General features: G+C 64.6%; 21 protein-coding genes and 1 pseudogene. 9 read left to right on the top strand and 13 right to left on the bottom strand.

Annotated elements, in window-relative coordinates; translation table 11 throughout:
- The 4 genes from AC1D2K_RS12555 to AC1D2K_RS12570 form a co-directional block, all read left to right on the top strand.
- The coding region (locus AC1D2K_RS12555) for an LLM class flavin-dependent oxidoreductase (RefSeq protein WP_478089162.1) at window positions 1–635 on the top strand (635 nt) is incomplete at its 5' end.
- A gap of 86 nt (window positions 636–721) precedes the next feature.
- The gene (locus AC1D2K_RS12560; protein ID WP_478089163.1) at window positions 722–1,135 is read left to right on the top strand and encodes a RidA family protein; all 414 of its coding nucleotides are present in this window, start codon (window positions 722–724) and stop codon (window positions 1,133–1,135) included.
- A gap of 4 nt (window positions 1,136–1,139) precedes the next feature.
- Window positions 1,140–1,664 (top strand): flavin reductase family protein, encoded by a 525-nt coding sequence (locus AC1D2K_RS12565; RefSeq protein ID WP_478089164.1) that lies wholly within the window; start codon window positions 1,140–1,142, stop codon window positions 1,662–1,664.
- A gap of 20 nt (window positions 1,665–1,684) precedes the next feature.
- Window positions 1,685–2,305 (top strand): flavin reductase family protein, encoded by a 621-nt coding sequence (locus tag AC1D2K_RS12570; protein WP_478089165.1) that lies wholly within the window; start codon window positions 1,685–1,687, stop codon window positions 2,303–2,305.
- A gap of 36 nt (window positions 2,306–2,341) precedes the next feature.
- Here the strand turns inward: AC1D2K_RS12570 and AC1D2K_RS12575 are convergent, their stop codons facing one another.
- The 3 genes from AC1D2K_RS12575 to AC1D2K_RS12585 form a co-directional block, all read right to left on the bottom strand.
- Window positions 2,342–2,551, bottom strand: coding sequence for a hypothetical protein (locus tag AC1D2K_RS12575; protein ID WP_478089166.1), 210 nt, complete (start codon window positions 2,549–2,551; stop codon window positions 2,342–2,344).
- 84 nt (window positions 2,552–2,635) lie between these two features.
- Entirely contained in the window at window positions 2,636–3,034 is a 399-nt protein-coding gene (locus AC1D2K_RS12580; RefSeq protein WP_478089167.1) for a nuclear transport factor 2 family protein, read from the bottom strand.
- A gap of 359 nt (window positions 3,035–3,393) precedes the next feature.
- The gene (locus tag AC1D2K_RS12585) at window positions 3,394–3,555 is read right to left on the bottom strand and encodes a hypothetical protein (protein WP_478089168.1); all 162 of its coding nucleotides are present in this window, start codon (window positions 3,553–3,555) and stop codon (window positions 3,394–3,396) included.
- A gap of 80 nt (window positions 3,556–3,635) precedes the next feature.
- Between AC1D2K_RS12585 and AC1D2K_RS12590 the strand changes: the two genes are divergently transcribed.
- Window positions 3,636–4,202 carry a hypothetical protein gene (locus AC1D2K_RS12590; protein ID WP_478089169.1) on the top strand — a complete coding sequence of 189 codons (567 nt, stop codon included), beginning with the start codon at window positions 3,636–3,638 and terminating at the stop codon, window positions 4,200–4,202.
- 33 nt (window positions 4,203–4,235) lie between these two features.
- On the opposite strand, the gene AC1D2K_RS12595 is transcribed toward AC1D2K_RS12590, so the two are convergent.
- The 5 genes from AC1D2K_RS12595 to AC1D2K_RS12615 form a co-directional block, all read right to left on the bottom strand.
- Complete coding sequence (locus tag AC1D2K_RS12595) at window positions 4,236–4,655, bottom strand: hypothetical protein (RefSeq protein WP_478089170.1); 420 nt, start codon at window positions 4,653–4,655, stop codon at window positions 4,236–4,238.
- A 74-nt stretch (window positions 4,656–4,729) separates the two neighbouring features.
- Window positions 4,730–7,045, bottom strand: a complete 2,316-nt coding sequence (locus AC1D2K_RS12600; RefSeq protein ID WP_478089171.1) for a DUF3141 domain-containing protein — start codon at window positions 7,043–7,045, stop codon at window positions 4,730–4,732.
- Window positions 7,046–7,147: 102 nt separating this feature from the next.
- Window positions 7,148–7,930: an enoyl-ACP reductase FabI gene (fabI, locus tag AC1D2K_RS12605; protein ID WP_478089172.1), complete on the bottom strand. Its 783-nt coding sequence runs from the start codon at window positions 7,928–7,930 to the stop codon at window positions 7,148–7,150.
- A 250-nt stretch (window positions 7,931–8,180) separates the two neighbouring features.
- Window positions 8,181–9,119, bottom strand: a complete 939-nt coding sequence (locus AC1D2K_RS12610; protein WP_478089173.1) for a phosphate acetyltransferase — start codon at window positions 9,117–9,119, stop codon at window positions 8,181–8,183.
- A 202-nt stretch (window positions 9,120–9,321) separates the two neighbouring features.
- On the bottom strand, window positions 9,322–9,489 hold the full coding sequence (locus tag AC1D2K_RS12615; protein ID WP_478089174.1) for a hypothetical protein: 168 nt from the start codon (window positions 9,487–9,489) through the stop codon (window positions 9,322–9,324).
- A gap of 74 nt (window positions 9,490–9,563) precedes the next feature.
- Here AC1D2K_RS12615 and AC1D2K_RS12620 point away from each other — a divergent pair, with 74 nt between their 5' ends.
- Window positions 9,564–10,019: a GNAT family N-acetyltransferase gene (locus tag AC1D2K_RS12620; protein WP_478089175.1), complete on the top strand. Its 456-nt coding sequence runs from the start codon at window positions 9,564–9,566 to the stop codon at window positions 10,017–10,019.
- A 181-nt stretch (window positions 10,020–10,200) separates the two neighbouring features.
- Here the strand turns inward: AC1D2K_RS12620 and AC1D2K_RS12625 are convergent, their stop codons facing one another.
- The 4 genes and pseudogenes from AC1D2K_RS12625 to AC1D2K_RS12640 all read right to left on the bottom strand — a co-directional run bounded on the left by AC1D2K_RS12625 (window position 10,201) and on the right by AC1D2K_RS12640 (window position 12,771).
- Window positions 10,201–10,827: a hypothetical protein gene (locus AC1D2K_RS12625; RefSeq protein ID WP_478089176.1), complete on the bottom strand. Its 627-nt coding sequence runs from the start codon at window positions 10,825–10,827 to the stop codon at window positions 10,201–10,203.
- Between the two features lie 7 nt (window positions 10,828–10,834).
- On the bottom strand, window positions 10,835–11,581 hold the full coding sequence (locus AC1D2K_RS12630) for a superoxide dismutase (protein ID WP_478089177.1): 747 nt from the start codon (window positions 11,579–11,581) through the stop codon (window positions 10,835–10,837).
- 41 nt (window positions 11,582–11,622) lie between these two features.
- Window positions 11,623–11,748, bottom strand: a pseudogene (locus tag AC1D2K_RS12635) (chromate resistance protein ChrB domain-containing protein); the annotation flags it as partial.
- Window positions 11,749–11,784: 36 nt separating this feature from the next.
- Window positions 11,785–12,771, bottom strand: a complete 987-nt coding sequence (locus AC1D2K_RS12640; protein WP_478089178.1) for a chromate resistance protein ChrB domain-containing protein — start codon at window positions 12,769–12,771, stop codon at window positions 11,785–11,787.
- Window positions 12,772–12,833: 62 nt separating this feature from the next.
- Between AC1D2K_RS12640 and AC1D2K_RS12645 the strand changes: the two genes are divergently transcribed.
- A complete protein-coding gene (locus AC1D2K_RS12645; protein WP_478089179.1) occupies window positions 12,834–14,096 on the top strand; it encodes an MFS transporter in 1,263 nt (420 codons plus the stop codon).
- A gap of 262 nt (window positions 14,097–14,358) precedes the next feature.
- On the opposite strand, the gene AC1D2K_RS12650 is transcribed toward AC1D2K_RS12645, so the two are convergent.
- A complete protein-coding gene (locus tag AC1D2K_RS12650) occupies window positions 14,359–14,589 on the bottom strand; it encodes a YHYH domain-containing protein (RefSeq protein ID WP_478089182.1) in 231 nt (76 codons plus the stop codon).
- Between the two features lie 384 nt (window positions 14,590–14,973).
- Between AC1D2K_RS12650 and AC1D2K_RS12655 the strand changes: the two genes are divergently transcribed.
- Both AC1D2K_RS12655 and AC1D2K_RS12660 read left to right on the top strand, forming a co-directional pair.
- Window positions 14,974–16,110 carry an ABC transporter substrate-binding protein gene (locus AC1D2K_RS12655; RefSeq protein ID WP_478089180.1) on the top strand — a complete coding sequence of 379 codons (1,137 nt, stop codon included), beginning with the start codon at window positions 14,974–14,976 and terminating at the stop codon, window positions 16,108–16,110.
- A 19-nt stretch (window positions 16,111–16,129) separates the two neighbouring features.
- Complete coding sequence (locus AC1D2K_RS12660; RefSeq protein WP_478089181.1) at window positions 16,130–16,999, top strand: branched-chain amino acid ABC transporter permease; 870 nt, start codon at window positions 16,130–16,132, stop codon at window positions 16,997–16,999.
- The last annotated feature ends 170 nt before the right edge of the window (window positions 17,000–17,169 follow it).

A 17,169-nucleotide genomic window follows, 5' to 3' on the forward strand; every position in this document is an offset into this window, starting at 1 on the left:
GGACGGAGGAGAGCGTCACCCACAAAGGCAGGTTCTACGAAACGGACGACTGCCAGATCTTTCCGAAGCCTTCGAAGATGCCGACAGTCATCTGTGCCGGCATGTCCGACCGCGGCTTCAAGTTCACCGCGCAGAACTGCAACGTCGCGTTCATGGCGGCCCAGGACAACGACAAGTTCATCGGCCGTGCGCTGAGGGCCAAGGAGATTGCAGCGGAGTACCAGAACCCCGGCCTCAAGACCTTCGGACTGTTCAATCTGGTCATCGGCGACACCGACAAAGAGGCGCAGGAGAAGGTCGATTTCTACAATGCCGGCGTCGACCGCGTCGCAGTTGCTCGCATGATGGACGAGTACAACGACGACAAGGAAGTGGCCAGCAACCAAGGCTCGCAGGTCTTCATGGAGCAGGCCAAGGCGGCGTCGGCCCTCATGTCCAACACCTTGAGTGGCTCTGCCGATTCGCTGGCCGAGCGGATCGCGCGCACGGTTCGCGCAGCCAAGCTGGACGGCGTCATGGTCGTGCTGGCGGACTACGACGCGGATTTGCGCGCCTTCGGCCACAAGGTTCTGCCACGCATGGCGGAACTCGGCGTCGAAACGAATGCGGCGCGCCACGCGCTTGCGACGGCTTGAGCGCCGCTCACCTTTCGAATCCTTTGCCGTCCGCGGCCTGTCAGCCGCCGGATTCTGGACGGACGTTTCGCAACCGGAGACATTGAATGACAACAACTGGAATCGTGCGGCTTCCCAAGAAATGGCCGAGCGAGAATTGGCAGTCGACCTGGGTGCCCGGCGTCCGGGCCGGCAACGTCATCTACGTTTCAGGCATCACGGCGACCGACATCGATGGCCGGCCCGTGGGGCTGGGCGATTTCAAGGTTCAGGCCGAGCGCTGCCTCGAGAAACTTCGTGACGTGCTCGGTCGTGCCGGCGGAACTCTGGCCGACGTGGTCAAGTTGACGACCTACCTGACGCCCGAGGCCGATGCCGAAGCGGTGCGAGCCTACTTCGACATCCGCGCGGCTTACTTCGGCCCCCACGGTCCGGCAAGTTCGGGAGTGACCGTGCACTCGCTGCTGCGTAAAGAGTACTTGCTCGAGATCGATGCCGTCGCGCATCTGACGGAGGTCTGAGCCAATGTCGACGCTCGACACACCGGCCACCGGGATCGATCCTGGAACGTTCTGGCGCCTGATGAGCATGCGTCCGGTTGGCGCCGCCGTCGTGGCGGCGAGCCATTCAGGCATGCCCGCCGGCCTGCTGGCGCTCTCTGTGACCCATGTCGCGGCTGCTCCACCCACCATGCTGGTCTGCGTGGGGCGTAGCACCAGCGCGTTGGCGACGATCAAGGCTGCCGGCAGCTTTGCGATCAGCTACCTGCCTGCGGGTTCGCACGAGATCGCCGAGGTGTTCGGGGGCAGGCGCGGCCTGTCCGGCTCGGACAGATTCTCCGTCGGGCAATGGACGCACCTCAAGACAGGCGCCCCCGTGCTCGCCAATGCCGTGCTTGCGCTCGAGTGCCGCACCAGCGCGGTCTTTGTCCATGAGGACACCGAGATCATCGTCGGACGCATCGAGCACTGCGCGAGCAGCCAGGCGCACGCTCCGCTCGTCGCCTACAGGGGAAGCTATCGCGCGCTCGCGCTTTCGGACGAACAGTAGCAGCAAAGAAGGGACATGCCATGATCGAAGCCAGACAATCCGAGGCGGCAAGGACCCCTGGCGCCGCCGCCGTCGCCGTGACTTCCATGCCGGGAGGCGACGGGGTCGCATCGCCCTTGAGCCTCATGATCGATGCACAGCACTTTCGCTCGATCATGCGCACCTTGGTCAACGGCGTCACCGTGATCACGACGTCGCGTGAAGGTCGCATCCACGGCATGACGGCCACGGCCTTCTCGTCGGTATCGGCTGACCCGCCGACAGTGCTGGTCGTGCTCAACAAATCGACTCGAACTCACCCGCTCGTCCATGCGAGCCGGCGCTTCGCAGTCAACGTGCTGGCCGAGGATCAAGTCGATCTGAGTAACCGGTTCGCCGGCAAGCATGACCATCCATTCGAGGGTGTCGCACATGAGCTCAGCGAGCATGGGATTCCAATGTTGCTGGGCGCGCTCGCGACGCTCGAATGCGAAACAGTCGAAGAGATGGATGTCGGCACGCACACGATCTTCGTTGGCCGCGTACTCAACGGTGCGCGCTCGGAGACCGCGCCGCTCGTCTATCACGATGGAGGCTACCTCTCTGTCACGAGAGATGGCGTTTGCCCGAGTCTGTCACGGTGTCGCGACGCCAAAGGGTAGGCGCCGCGAACGCCAGCGCATCGCTATCGCGAGGGCTCAGCCGTCCAACGGCACGCCGCCCCCGAAACGGGCCACCCATTGGTCCCACAGTTCCTGGTTGGCCGCGACAAAAGGCTGCTGACAGACGCCCAGCATCTGGAGCTGGAAGCTCTGCGCCTTCAGCAAAGTCTCTGCGCAGGCCGCCTGCCAATCGAGGAGCGGCTGCATATCGCCGTAGAGGGTCGGAATCGGACCTGCAATGGTCATGGTGGTCTTCCTGCTGTTGTGGAGCAAGCCTGGTCGGCGCCGGCCCGCTCGAGAGATTTCGCCTTCAAGGCAATCGGAGGACGGCTACTTCGCGGCCGCCTGCCGAGCGGCCGTGTCTGCGGTGCCGATCCAGCGGCTGATCTTTCCGCCCTTCAGCGTGAACACATGGACCCACTCGCTGTCGAACACCGTCCCGTTCGGAAGCGGCCTCGCGCGATTCCAGCCGAGCACCGTCACGTGATCCGGTCCTTCCAGGAACTCACGCGGTTCGAGCTGCTGGATGTCCTCGTTCTCGGCCAGGGTGGCGAACCAGGCTTCCACGGGTTTCTTGCCGGTGTACCTGCCCCCGTACGGGATACCGGTGCTGGGGCTGGCGTAGAACCGCCAGTCCACATCGTCGGTGAGCATGGCCAGAATTCCCGGGATGTCGCGGCGYCCGAAAGCGGCGTAGGCCTGCTGGGCGACTTCGGTCGGGGTGCTCATGTCGCGTCTCCATGCTGAACAGGGAACCTCAAAGTTTAGTCACGCGATTCTTCAATTCAACCCGGCGCGCGGTGCGGTCGGCCTGCTCGCGCTCCGCAAGCACCCCTTCAGCAAAAATGGGGCAGTTTGACTTACAGCCAAGGCGCGAGGACGATCCAAGTTTTTTTCACGCCGACAGGCGCTGGCGCGTTCGCCTGGTTGAAACCACATGTTTATGGAGGTCTCAATGAATGAACAGCAAGCCGAGCAACAAGCGGCCGATTCCGACCCGGCCGCGTCACTGATCAACGAGCGCCGCGGCCTGTTGCGCCGGATGTGGGCGTTTGCGGCGGTCTGCATGACATCCGGGTTTGCAGCGCTCACGTCCTGTGGCGGAGGCTCCGGCGGCCAGACAACACTGGCTGCTCCTTCACCTGCTGCAGCTCCTCCACCTGCTGCTCCACCTCCCCCTGCACCTGCACCTGCGCCTCGGCCTCCGCCTCCACCTCCACCTCCACCTCCACCTCCACCTCCACCTGCAACAGCGGCGCCAGCCCTCGGCGCCCACGCGCTGGTCTTCAACCGTGATGGCGTGTCGTCCTCATCGCTGTCCACTTCCGGCATGTCCACGCGCACGATCGGAAGCACCCTGTTGGCCTGCGTCGGGCGGGGTGTTCTTTCTGCCATCGCACCGACGGACAACGCGGGGAATCTCTTCGTCCAGCTCGATGCGGCGCACATCTACACCCTCTGGCCCAATTCGGGGACGGTCTTGCATACCTGCCAGCAGGCCCGGGGCATGGTCGGTCACGTGCTCACCGTGGCCAAGCCCACCGTCACCGACGAGACGACCTTGAGCGTTGTCGAGATCACCGATGGTGGCGCCGTGCAGGATGTGCAGTGGCGCGAGGTGCTGTCTGGTCAGCCCTTGACCAGCGCCAGTGTCACCACCACCGGCCCTGCACTGCTCGTCGCATGGTGGTGGGGGGACGCGGGTGTCGACCTGGACAAGACGGCCGTGCCCGACAACGGGTTCACGGTGATCGATTCGGTACTGGCATCTGGTGCATTGGTGCAGTGCGCCGTGGCCGTGAGGCAGGTTGGCGCGGCCGGTACCTACAACGTGACCTGGACCTCGACGCCACAGCAAGGCGCGCAGCTATGGCTCGTTGCCGTGCAGGCGGCCTGAGCTGATGCGCGTTTGGCGATGGAACGGCCCCTTTCAGAGCTTCTTCCAGGTTCGACCATCGACCGAGCGGTAGGTGCCGCCGGTGGCACAGCATCCCCCGGCGCCAAAGGCCTGGCGACCCAGCGTGACGGTCACTGCACCTGCCTTGAACGACAGCGACTGGCGCTCGCACGACGTCCAGCTCGGGTAGAAATCCGGCGCCAGCACGCTGGTCCATTTCACGCGACCCAGGTCGCCGCGTTCGACACGAAACACTTCGCAATCGTGAACCAGCAAGAACTGGGACTCCCCGGCAAGCTGGCCCTGGAACACGAGTTCCGGAGGTGCCTCACGCGTGGCGATCGCCTCCTTGCTGAGCAAGGGGTCCGAGGGCTCCGACGAGAGCAGGTCGCAGCCCGACAGGCTGCTTATCGCCAGTAGGGAACACAGTGTCCAGTAATGCTGCTGTCTCATGGATGCCGAGCATGCCACCCCACAGACAAAGCGACGGTTGGCGTTCCATGCGTGTGGCGCCAGGACCTCATGGCTCAGGCGGCCTTGCGGGTGGCCTTGCGGGTGGCCTTGCGGGTGGCCTTGGGGACTGCCTTGGGGACGGCCTTGAGGGTTGCCTTTTGGGGCGGGGCGGTGGGCAGGCCCGTGCTGAACAGCTTTTCGACCTGCGCCAGCCGCTGCGCGCGTTCGCCCGTCACTTCGCCGGTGGCCTGGACGGTTCGGCGCAGCGCCTCCAGCATGCGCGTGCGCAGGGCCCGGTCAGCCGGCAACATCTTCGGAATGGCCGCGAGGGCTCCCTCGCAGTCGACGAGCAGATTGAAATACTGTTCGCGCACGATCTGCTTGAACGCCTGCAGCGTCAGCCCTTCGTGTTCGGCGCGAATCTCGCGCAATGTGTTGAACGAGCGTTCGTCGACGCCCGCCCCCGCCAGCCCGATATAGACCAGGGCGCGGATCGCGGCCTCGCGAGGACCACCCTCGGCAATGCGCGCCTTGAGCTCGGCGATGCGCTCCTGGATGCGCGCCACGTGCTCCGGGTCCCGCCCCGGCTTCCGGCGCACGGGCTCGTCCGAGGCGCCCAGCCCCACCATGGCCTGAAGAACCGGCGAGCTGTAGATGGCCAGGAAGGTCTTCTCCATGCGGCGGTCGCGCTGATCGCGATAGCCGTCGAGGGCGGCGATGATCCCGTCCGAGATCCTGGCCTGCCACGCCAGGAACGGGTTGTCGGGCGCAACGGGTTGGCGCTGCTGGCGCACCTGCTCCGCGAGCTGGGCCACCTGCTGCATCAGCGGGTTGCGCTCGGAGAAGATCTCGAACGGCAGCTCGGCATGGCTCATCTTCTTCATCCACCCGGCCGTCTGTTCGTTGACCGCCGCCCGCACGAAGGGCTGGAACAGGGTGCGGTACAGGCCGAGGTTGATCTCGGACACCCGCCGAACGGTGGCGAAGCGGCGTTCGTTCGCGGGGTCGGGCCGCACGATGTCGCGCACATCGTCCAGGGTGCGCGGCTCGAAGCGAACGATCCAGTCGCCGACGATCTCTTCCTGGTGGGCCGCATCGGCGGTCTTCGGGGTCAGCACGGCCTCGTACAGCCCGGGGGGCAGGACATCGATCAAATCGATGTTGGAGGCGAACTCCTGGTGTTCCTTCTTGGCGATGCCGCCCGAGACGAAGATGCCGAGATGGCCGACGGTTTCGTGCACGGTATAGACGATGGTCTGGCCGCAGGCCAGGATGTCGTGGTCGCTGCCATAAAGGTCGACGATCCACCCCAGCGCCTGCTGCGGCGGGGTGATGTTGTCGCCCTTGGAGCAGAAGCAGACGATCGGCGAGYGGATCTGGCGCAGGTCGATCCGCTCGCCCTTGCGGGTGACGATCTCGCCGGTGGCCAGCCGGTTGCCGACGAACAACTGGTCGACGATCCACTGGATCTCCTCGCCGTTGAGGTTGACGTGGCCGCCCCACCATTTCTCGAACTCGATGAAGCGTGGCCCCTCGGTGTCCACCTTCGACCACAGGTCGTAGTTCTTGGTCCACAGCGTGTTGGCGGGATTCAGGTTCTCGAAGTTCTCGACCAGGTGGCCGCCGTCGAACTTGCCGTTGCCCAGGTCGCTGGTCAGCGCCGTCATCCAGCTGCCGCCGGCCAGGCCACCGGTGTAGCGCATGGGGTTCTCGCCTTCCACCCCGGCCCAGTACGACAGGGGCGAACCGGGGACGATGATCGGGCCGAACAGCTCAGGCCGAACCGCGGCCACCAGCATCACGGCCCAGCCCGCCTGGCAGTTGCCGATGACGCAGGGCTTGCCCTCTGCCTTGGGATGCAGCTCGATGACGCGTTCCAGGAACACCGCCTCGACGTCCATGATGTCCTCGATGGTCTGGCCCGGCATCGGCTCGGGCGTGAAACCGACGAAGTAGCAGGGATGGCCGGCACGCATGGCCACGCCGATTTCACTGTCGGCCTTGAAGCCGCCGATGCCCGGCCCGTGCCCGGCTCGCGGATCGACCACCACGAACGGCCGCTTCAGGGGATCGATCACCACGCCTTGCGCCGGCTTGATGCGCACGAGCAGATAGTTGACCGGCTTGTCGAAAGTGCGGGCGTCCAGCACCAGTTCGGCGTCGAAGCTCAGCACATGCGGCACTTCCTGCTTCTTCTGCGCGTAGTACTGGGTGCTGCGTTGGCGCAGCGTGTCCCAGAACAGGATGGTGCGCTGCGCGGCGTCGGTCATGTACTCCCCCCAGGCCTGCAGGGCGGGGTTCAGGCCCGTCATGGCGGACATCGACGGCGGGGTGCCAGACGGTGGATTGGCGAGCGTGGCACGCGTGGTGGTGCTGCTTGTCTTGGACATGTTGACTTCCTTCAGATGTTGGCTCTTCGCCGCAGAACGAAAGGTGGGAGGCCGCCCCCGCCGAAACGGAGTTTGGGACTTGCTGGTGAATCTGTCGAGCCACTACGCCATGATGTGCACGCCGCCATCGACGTAGACGGTCTCGCCCGAGAGCCGCCTCGCATAGGGCGTGGCCAGGAACGCGCAGGTGAAGCCCACGTCCATGATGTCGACCAGTTCGCCGAGCGGCGCACGCTGCGCCGCCTCGTTGAGCAGCAGGTCGAAGTCCTTGAGGCCGGAGGCGGCGCGGGTCTTCAGCGGCCCCGGCGAGACGGGGTGCACGCGGATGCCCTTCGGGCCCAGTTCGTAGGCCAGGTAGCGCGCCGATGCCTCCAGCGCCGCCTTCACCGGCCCCATCACGTTGTAGTTCGAAACGACCTTGTTGGCGCCGTAGTAGCTCATCGCGATCATCGTTCCGCCGTCCTTCATCAGCGGCGCCGCCAACCGGGCCATCCGGATGAACGAATGGCAGGACACATCCATCGCCTTCGCGAAGCCTTCCGCCGAACAGTCCAGCAGGCCGCCCTGCAGGTCGTCCTTGGGCGCCCACGCGATGGAGTGCACGAGCGCGTCGAGCCGGCCCCACTCCTTCTCGATCCGGGCGAACACGGCTTCGAGCTCGCCCGGTTGCGAGACGTCGAGCGGCATGAAGATCGGTGCCTCCAGCTGCCGCGCGAGCGGTTCCACGTAGCCCTTCGATTTCTCGTTGAGGTAGGTGATGGCCAGGTCTGCGCCGAGCTCGTGAAACGCCTTGGCGCAGCCATAGGCGATCGAATGCTCGTTGGCAATGCCGCAGACCAGCACCTTGGCGCCGTTCAGGATCGGGCGAGGGATCTCGATGCTCACGATGAGGCTCCTTGCGTATTCGGTGAATGGGTCTCTATTCCGACGGCTGGCACGCGATCTTGCAGGTATGGCGCGCGATCATCAACTCTTCGTTGGTGGGTATCACCCACACCGAGACCTTGCTGCCCGCTGCGCTGAGCCGCGGCCCGCCCGACCTGGGGTAGGTCGGGAACGAGCTTCACAACGACCTCGAAGGGCTTTGCCGCTGGACGAGCCGGCGTTGAGAACGAGGATCACATCGGCCATGCGGTCACCCCACGGCCTTGGCGGCCTCGCGACGGGCCTTGGCGACCAGCACCGCGACCGCGCAAGAGGCGAGCCGGGTCAGGACCGAATCGGCCCGGCTGGTCAGGATGATCGGCACCCGCGCGCCGAGCACGATGCCCGCGGCATCGGCCCCCGCCAGGAAGGACAGGCTCTTGGCGAGCATGTTGCCGGCTTCGAGGTCGGGCACCAGCAGCACGTTGGCACCGCCCGCCACCGGCGAATCGATCTTCTTGATCTTCGCGGCTTCGAGGTTGATGGCGTTGTCCAATGCCAGCGGACCATCGACGAGCGCGCCCGTGATCTGGTGGCGGTCCACCATCTTGCACAGTGCCGCGGCCTCGACGGTGGACGGCACCTTCGGATTGACGGTCTCCATCGCCGAGAGAATGGCCACTCGCACTTGCGGCACCCCCATCGCGTGCGCGAGATCGATCGCGTTCTGCAGGATATCGGCCTTGGCCTCCAGCGTGGGCGCGATGTTGACCGCCGCGTCGGTGATGATCAAGGCATCTTCGTGTCCCGGCACGTCCATCACGAAGCAGTGGCTGACGCGCCGCGCGGTGCGCAGGCCGGTGTCGCGCCTGACCACGGCGGCCATCAGCTCGTCGGTGTGCAGGCTGCCCTTCATCAGCGCCTCGGCCTTGCCCTCGCGCACCAGCTGCACGGCCATGGCCGCGGCCGCCTCGCTGTGGGGCGCGTCGACGATCTGGACGCCGGTCAGATCGATCCCGCCCGAGGCGGCGACTGCCAGGATCCGCTCGTGCGGGCCGACAAGGGTCGGCACGATCAGGCCGAGCCGGGCCGCCTCCATCGCCCCCTCCAGCGAAGATGCATCGCACGGGTGCACCACGGCCGTCGGCGTGGGCGCGATCGACTTGCAGGCGTCGATCAGGCGTTGGTACTTTTCGTGTTTCGCAGTCATGTCACTCCTTCGCGTTCGCCTGCGGCATGGTCCTGCGACGCGCAGGCCTGGCCCGGACGGCCAGGGCCTGGCGGATGCGGCCTCACGAACAAGGACAGCAATGGCGGCTTCGGCGCGCCCGACGGCCCGACCATGTGAATCCTTCGGAATGACAACGTGATGACAAGGGTTGCCGGCGGCAGGGTCGGGACGGGCAGCAGCTTCACGCGTGCATCAGCGCCCAGAGCAGCAGGCTGTGGGTGACCGGGTCGACCATCTGCGTGACCTGCTTGAGCCATTCGGGCGCGAAGTCGTGGCCAACCGTCGTCCGAAGATCAGCCAGGAATCCTCCGATCTTGGCTCTCGCCGCTGCTGGAGCGGCAGCGTGCACTAGCCTCGCGGCTGAAGTCGATAGTCAACTTGGGCCTTTGCGCACTCTGCATTCGCGATAGGGAGGCAATGCATATGGATTCCAGGCATTTCAAGGAACATGATTTCGATGAATATCGCACCTGGTTCGACGATCCTTGGCTGAACAAACAACTCGGCCCCATGGATGACAAGTGGTTGCGCCATGTGTTGACTGATACCGCCAGTCATCAGTTCAGCTTTCTCGCAGACGGGGAATTGGTCGCCGTGGCTGGCCTCTGTTCGCCGACGCCGGAGCATCCCTTCCATGTGATCACCGACATAGCCGTCAAGCCGGGACTGCAGCGACAAGGCATCGGGTTGCAGGTGGTCGATGCCCTTCTTCGGAATTCGCTCTTCGCCGGCGTCTCCTGCTGGCGAGCTTGCGTGATGCGGGACAACGAACTTGCCAGACGCTTCTTCGAACGCATGCGCTGGCGCTGCATCGCGGCGCCGACCGAGGCAGACAGCATGTACACCTTCGAATTTCGCCGCGACGGGGCGGGCGCCTGATCGGAGTTCGCCAGCTGGCGCCCGGCTGCGGGACAGCACCGCCATGCCGCCCAAGGCACATTCAACTTGGCTTTCGTCGCCGGCTGTGAGCACGCGACGCCGCTTCACGGCGCAGTCCTGTCACCCCGCAGAGCGCCCCGCGCAAGATGTCTATGACGCGGATCGCAGTTGTCGACTCGGGCTATTGCTTTCGAGCAGGCCCGAAACCGAAGTCGTCAAACGCCGTGACGCTGTCTGCCTTCGTCCAGACGCCAACCGCACCTGGGCCTTCGATGTGCGCATCCTCGAAGTCGATGGTGRCCCTGCCGTCGAGCAGTACTGCGATGCGTTTTCCGACGAACTCCACGCGCAACAAGTGCCACGTACCCGCCGACACCGGCGCATCCACGTACTTGAGCGTCTTGCGCACGCCGCCCTCGGTGTAGTAAAGCGAGACATTGTTTTCCAGCGCATTGGCGCGCGCCACGTAGTAGTTGTTGCCATCCTTCCAGCGCCAGACGACACCGCCGGCCTGGTCCTCGCGGCCCTTGATCGGTTTGAACTTCACTTCGACAAAGCCATCGGCGATGGCCGCCTCGGCGCGAACGCACCAGGGGAAGGTACCGGATCCCGACTGCAGCAGTACGTTGGGCAGACTCGGCGCGCCGGGGTCTGCCTCGATCGTCCATCTCGGATTGCCGCGCCCCGTGACGCCGCAGGTCCAGCCGGCGGGTGGACTGCCGACCGCATCTGTGTCGAAGCCCACGGTCTGCGCGAAGGGCGAGCCGGCCGCGAGCAAAGTTGCAGCGACCACCATGCTTCGCTTCATGACGGCCTCACGTCTTGGCTGCACCGCTCGCCGTGAGGCGCGCGGCAACCTTCTCCCACTGAACGTTCTGGAAGAAGGCGTCGATGTACTTCGCCGCCGCCGCGCCAAAGTCCATCTGATAGGCGTGCTCGTACATGTCCATCACCAGGATCGGCGTGGTGGCCGCCGGGCCGTGCGCGTGGTCGGCCATCCAGTAGTTTTCGAGTTGCCTCGTGTGCTGGTTGAAGCCCAGCACCACCCAGCCCGATCCACCGCCCAGGCCGGCCCCGATGCGACGGAACTCGGTCTCCCAGACGTCGAAGCTGCCAAAGGCCTTCGCGATCACCTGGCGTTCTGACGCGCCCGCGCTGCCATTGCCGCCGAGGTTGTCGAAATAATCCTCGTGCAAGACGACGGAGCCCGTGCGCAGCAGATGCTCGCGCTTGAGGTCGTTGTAGACGTAAGGAGGCAGGTCTTTGTCGGCCAGCGCTTCGCCGAGGCGCTTCTTCACCACGGCCAAGGCCTTTACGGAACCTCCGTAGTTGTTTTCCCAATGTGAGCGCATCAACCGCTCTGACAAATTGCTCAGTTTCGCGGGATCGAACGGCAAGGGCTTCAAGGCGTCGCTGCTCTGAAAAGCTGGGGCATTGCTCATGGACATCTCCTTCGAAGGGGCGGTTTCGGCGCTGGCGGTGCCCGACAGGGCGAGAACTCCCGCGCTTGCGGCGGCCGTCGTGACGAAATCTCGGCGTGTGGGCTTTGCTTCACGATTCATCTGAATCTCCGTCCGAGCTGTGTGCTCGATGGGTTTCGCGGTCACGTGCTTGCCTGAGTCCGGTGCGATTGGCACCAGGCGTACGGCGCGTCGTACATCACGAGACCGTGCCGCAGAATCTCGTGATCGTTTGCGAACGTGTGCGACAACCCCAGAGAAATGGCATAGCCCTGCCGATTCGGTTCATCTTTCCCTCGTCCTCTTCAAGCTTTGGCGCGAGCAGCTTCGCGTTCGAAGTGCGAATACAGCGAATCCAGCACGCTGCCGATCTCAGCGAGCAAGGCATCGTCGTCGGGCAGGCGCTCGCGCGCACCGGCGAGCACCGCTTCGAACCCGGCGCCTTCCGCGACCGAGCCGGCGCCCATGTCGAGCGAGCGCACCATCGCGCCCATGCGCATCAGCGCAGGGTCACCTTCGAGCCCGAAGCTCGCCAGCAAGGTTTCGAAGGTGACCCGTTCTCCGACGTGCGTGAAGGCGGCGCCGTCAAAGTCGAAGCCGAGCGCCGAGCGCGGGCAGTCGCTCGTCTTGGCCAGCCACTGGAAACGCGCGTCCGAATCGATGAATCGGCGGATCAGCCATGCGCTGGCCACGCGATCGACCCACAACCGCCGGCGAGTCGCCCACACCCGGCCTTGGTAGTCAGCAATGCTCAGGCGCGGGATCTGGCCTTCGGTTTCGTGCGGTTCGTCCGGCGACAGTACGCCATCGATGCGCCGGTTGAAGTCGATCCACGCGGCCTCGGCTTCGAGGCTCGCTTCGCCGGGGAAGAAGTCGGTGGCGACGAGTGCTTCATAGTCTCGGCGCAGCTTTTTTTGCAGGCGCGTCAGTTCTGCAACGCCCTGCGAGGGCAAGCCAGCCGCAGCGTCCTTCCAGCCCTTGATGAGCGTTGCGTATTCGGTGCTGCGATCGAAGAGCTGCGGGTAGGCACCGGCGTCGGCAATATTGGCCGGCGCGACCGCCATCAGCCAGGCGCTGCCTCCTTCGCGCATGCATTCATCCGCGAGTTCTTGCAGCGCATTCCGGCGCGATCCGTCCTCRGGCAGCAGATAGGCACCATCCCGCAGCGCTACACACCCCATCGCCTTGAGAGCCCGCCAGATCCGCATGCGCGCCGTCGCGCCCTGCGTCGGCAGCGAGACGATCAGCAATAACCACTTGGCAGTATCGGGGCAAGCATCGAGGCGAGACATGTAGCGAATAATACATACGTGTCTCTATCTCTACAAACAGAATCCATCCTGCAAGTACGTCGATGAAATCAGCACCCTTGCCTCGTCGTCTTCGTGGGTTCGGATTTCTGCTGCCATCGGGGGTCGATGCCGGCGCCGTTTCCATCCTCGTGGCACGGGGGCTGCGCGCCTTCGGTGACGGTTACATGGCCGTGCTGCTGCCGGCCTATCTGCTTTCGATCGGACTTGGCACGCTGGAGGTCGGCATCGTCAGTACTGCGACGATGCTGGGCTCGGCGCTGGCCACTCTCGCGGTCGGCGCCTGGGGATACCGCTTCGCCGGCGGGAACCTCCTGCGCGGCGCGGCCCTGTTGATGGCCGCCACGGGCCTGGGCTTCGCGAGCGTGTCGTCGTTCTGGCCTCTGCTGATCGTCGCACTCGTGGGCACGCTCAACCCCAGCTCGGGCGACGTGAGCGTCTTCCTGCCGTTGGAGCACGCCCGCCTGGCTGGAGCAGCACAAGGCCATGCCCGAACCGCCCTGTTCGCACGCTACAGCCTGCTGGGCGCCCTGTGCGCGGCGCTGGGAGCATTGGCAGCTGCGGTGCCGGACTGGCTGGTTCGGCACAGCGAACTGGCGCGCGCGGACGCGCTGCGGGGCATGTTCCTGGTCTACGCCGCGATCGGCCTGGCTGTTCTCTGGCTCTATCGAAATCTTCCGGCGCAGGCAGGAGCGAATGGCGGGTCCAGTGTGCCTGCCGCGCCGGCACCTCTGGGCCCTTCGCGCGGTGTGGTCGTGCGACTGGCGGCCCTCTTCAGCGTCGATGCCTTCGCCGGCGGGCTGACGGTCAACGCGTTGATGTCGTTGTGGCTGCTGGAGCGCTACGGCCTCTCGCTGACGCAGGCCGGAACGTTCTTCTTCTGGACCGGGTTGCTCAGCGCCGCCTCCCAGTTGGCTGCGCCGGTGGTCGCCAAGCGCATCGGGCTGCTGAACACCATGGTTTTCACGCACCTGCCCGCGAATATCTGCCTGGTGCTGGCCGCCCTGGCACCCAGCCTGCCGATCGCGCTGGGATTGCTCATGATCCGCAGCGCCTTGTCGTCGATGGACGTGCCCACGCGCACGGCCTATGTGATGGCCGTGGTCACCCCCGCCGAGCGCAGCGCAGCCGCGAGCTTCACGGCCGTGCCTCGCAGCTTGGCAGCGGCGATCAGCCCGACATTGAGCGGGGCGATGTTCGCTGCCGGTTGGATCTCGCTGCCGCTCATCGTGTGCGGCTTGCTCAAGATCACCTACGACCTGACACTGTGGCGCGCTATGCGCCGCAGTCGGCTCGACGGACAGTGAGCATTCCTACCGTCAAAGGGCCCGCCGCTCACGGCGTCGCCGGGGAGTGCATGGCGTGGCGTGCTGACAAGAGGGTCGACCGAGTTGATCATCCTGGTCGGGCTCTATGTCGGGTATCGCGCGCGGACCTCATTGAACGCAGCCGGGGCGATCCAGTGTCGCGCGTCATCCGGGTTTGGGAAGGGCGCGGTTGACCTACCGGCATGTCTGTACCTGCAAGGTCAAGCGACGACTTCGGTTTGCGGGCGAGTTTCGAACGCTCCTAGTGGCAGTGACGCCCACCGCTCTTGTGGTCGGTGTGGCAACCGGCCCTGTCCGTGCCGCCGGAATGCGCAAAAGCTCCAGCGCTCATCATCAATACCGCGATCGCAACAACGAATCTCTTCATGCTTTTCTCCTCGCCCAAAAGTAGGCCCGCAGAGCATCTACGACCGTTCGTGGCAGCCTTCCAAGGGTTTGCCTCTGCGCAGGTGACATTTGTCGCTAAAAGCATGGATTCGTGCGCGCCCTTGCGCACCTTGTGCGGCAGGCGGCGGCGGTTCAACGCGCGGGCGCATTCTTCCGCGCCAGTCCCTGGTCTCCAGGATTTTGGCGAACTCGCGGTGCGAGCGGCACGTCGTGCAGCACCTCTTCCATCACTGCACCGCGCTCAGTCCAAGCCATCGCTCCCCACAGTCGATGCGCCGCATGCCCCCTCCTGACAATCCGCCAACAAAGCTGACACTCACGAATTAATTGCACGGGGTTATCCCCGCTTTCTAGGCTTCGAATGCCCCCCTTCAGGAAGACTGATTGCACCGCGAAGAGGGTGCAACCAAGCTACCGACGCTTTCGCAGAAGTGATTGGTGTCATTGGAAGTTGTCTGAAAGGGAGTCAATGAAGAAACTCAACAGTCTGATTGGCGAGGGATTTCTGTGCGCCGCATTTCTGATGGGCGCAGCGGCTCACGCACAGGACATCAAGATCGGTGCAATCTTTCCACTCAGCGGGCCCAACGCCAGCTACGGGGATCTTTTTTCATCCGGTGCGAATCTCGCGGTCGAGCATGTCAATGCCGATCAGATGCTGAAAGGCAAGCTGTCCATCGTCTTTGAAGACAGCCAGGCGTTGCCGCAGCGGGGCGTGATCGCCATGAACAAGCTGGTCAACGTCGACAAGGTTCCCTATGTCTTGAGCGCATTCACGGGTGTCTCCAAGGCCATCTCGGCCATTGGCCAACGCACTCGGACCGTCTCGGTCAATGGCGGCGGCGTGGGCCCTGACCTTGCGGAACTCGGCCCCTACTTCTGGAACGTGATCCCGCTTGCCAACTTCGAGGTGCGCGCCATCGTTCCTCACATGGTCAAGGTCCGAGGTCTCAAGCGGGTCGCGCTGATCTATGTGGACGACCCGTTGGGCCAGTCGGTTCGCAAGGAGCTCGAAGCCGCGCTGCCCGCCAGCGGTGGCACGCTGACCGAGGCGCTGTCGGTACCGGCCTCGCTGCAGCAGTTCGGAGGCATTGCCGCAAAGGTCCGCGAAACCAGGTCCGATGCCATCTATCTGGCGTCCTACGGATCGCAGCAGTACCAGCTCATCAAGCAGCTGCGCGACAACGGTGTCACGCAACCCATTGCCAGCTACTCGTCTTTCTCCGTACCCGAGATCCAGACCTCGCCCGAAGCGAAGGGATCTCTCTACACCAGTCAACACATCGACTGGAATTCGAACGACCCTGCGACCCGGCGGTTCTTCGACGACTACAAGAAGAAATACGGGAAGGCGCCCAGCAGCTACGCGGCCAACTACTACAACGCGGTTCGGCTCTTCGCCCAACTCGCCGCGAACCTGCAAAAACAAGGGAAGCCGCTGAGCGGCGAGAACCTGCAGGCAGGTCGCATGGCCGCCAGGACTTTCGATTTCGTGGGAGGCAAGGTTTCGTTCGAACCCAACGGCACCGTGGCCACGCCGATTCAGATCAACGAAATGGATGGCGTCGGTGTCGGCAAGCAAGTCGAGATCGTGCCGGCGAAATAGCAGCGAGCAGAGCCTCCCGATGTTTCTCCAGCTCTTCGCCAACGGACTTCAGCTCGGGGCGTTGTACGCACTGACCGCGGTCGGCTTCTCGTTGATCTTCGGCTCGACCCGGATCTTCCACTTCGCGCACGGCGCTACCCTCACCATTGCGGGGTACGTCTTCCATTTTCTGTACACCACCGCCGACCTGCACTGGGCGCCAGCCGTCGCCGGATCCACAGCCGCGGCCGTTGTCTTCGGCGTCCTGCTGGACCGCTTGGTGTACGCGCCCATACAGCGACACGAAGGCTCGTTCTTCACGGTCTTCGTGGCCGCGTTCGGCGTGGGGATCGTGGTGCAGAACGTGATCGGCATGATCTTCGGCCGGACCTTCATTTCCGTCGCGACACCGCTGAGTCGTGGCGTCGACATCGGCGCCGGCCTGATCGTGTCGCCGCTGACAGGCCTGTCGATACTCTGCGGCATCGCCTTCTTCGCCGGCCTGCAGTTGTTCCTCATGCGTACCCATGTCGGCATGGCGCTGCGCGCGCTGTCGGACAACCCGGAGTTGGTGCGAGCCTATGGCATGAGCCCGCGCCGGTTGTCGACTATCGTGTTCGCGCTGGGCTCCCTGCTGGTCGTGCCTGCGGCAATCCTCACGGCCGCCTCTTCAGGACTGAACCCGGCGATGGGACATCACCTGATGCTCATCAGCCTCGCAGCCACCATCGTCGGCGGCATCGGGAGCCTGCGCGGCGCCGCCTGTGCAGGCCTCCTGCTCGGATTGGCCGAAAGCCTGGCCCTGTGGCTGTTCGACCCCCAATGGAGCGAGGCCGTGACCTTCATCGTGCTGTTCCTCTTCATCATGTTCCGGCCCTCCGGATTCTTCGGCCGCGCCATCACTTCCTGAGGTCGCACGTGCTCAACTACCTGCTGAATCTGGCCATCCTGGTCTGTATCAACGCGACCCTGGCCATCACGCTGAACTTCATCATGGGGTACGCGGGAATCTTCTCGCTCGCGCACGCGATCTTCTTCGGCGTGGGGGGATACGCCGCCGCCTACTGCGCGCTGCATTTC

It is taken from the genome of Variovorax sp. P1_H12_2, from assembly GCF_056405335.1.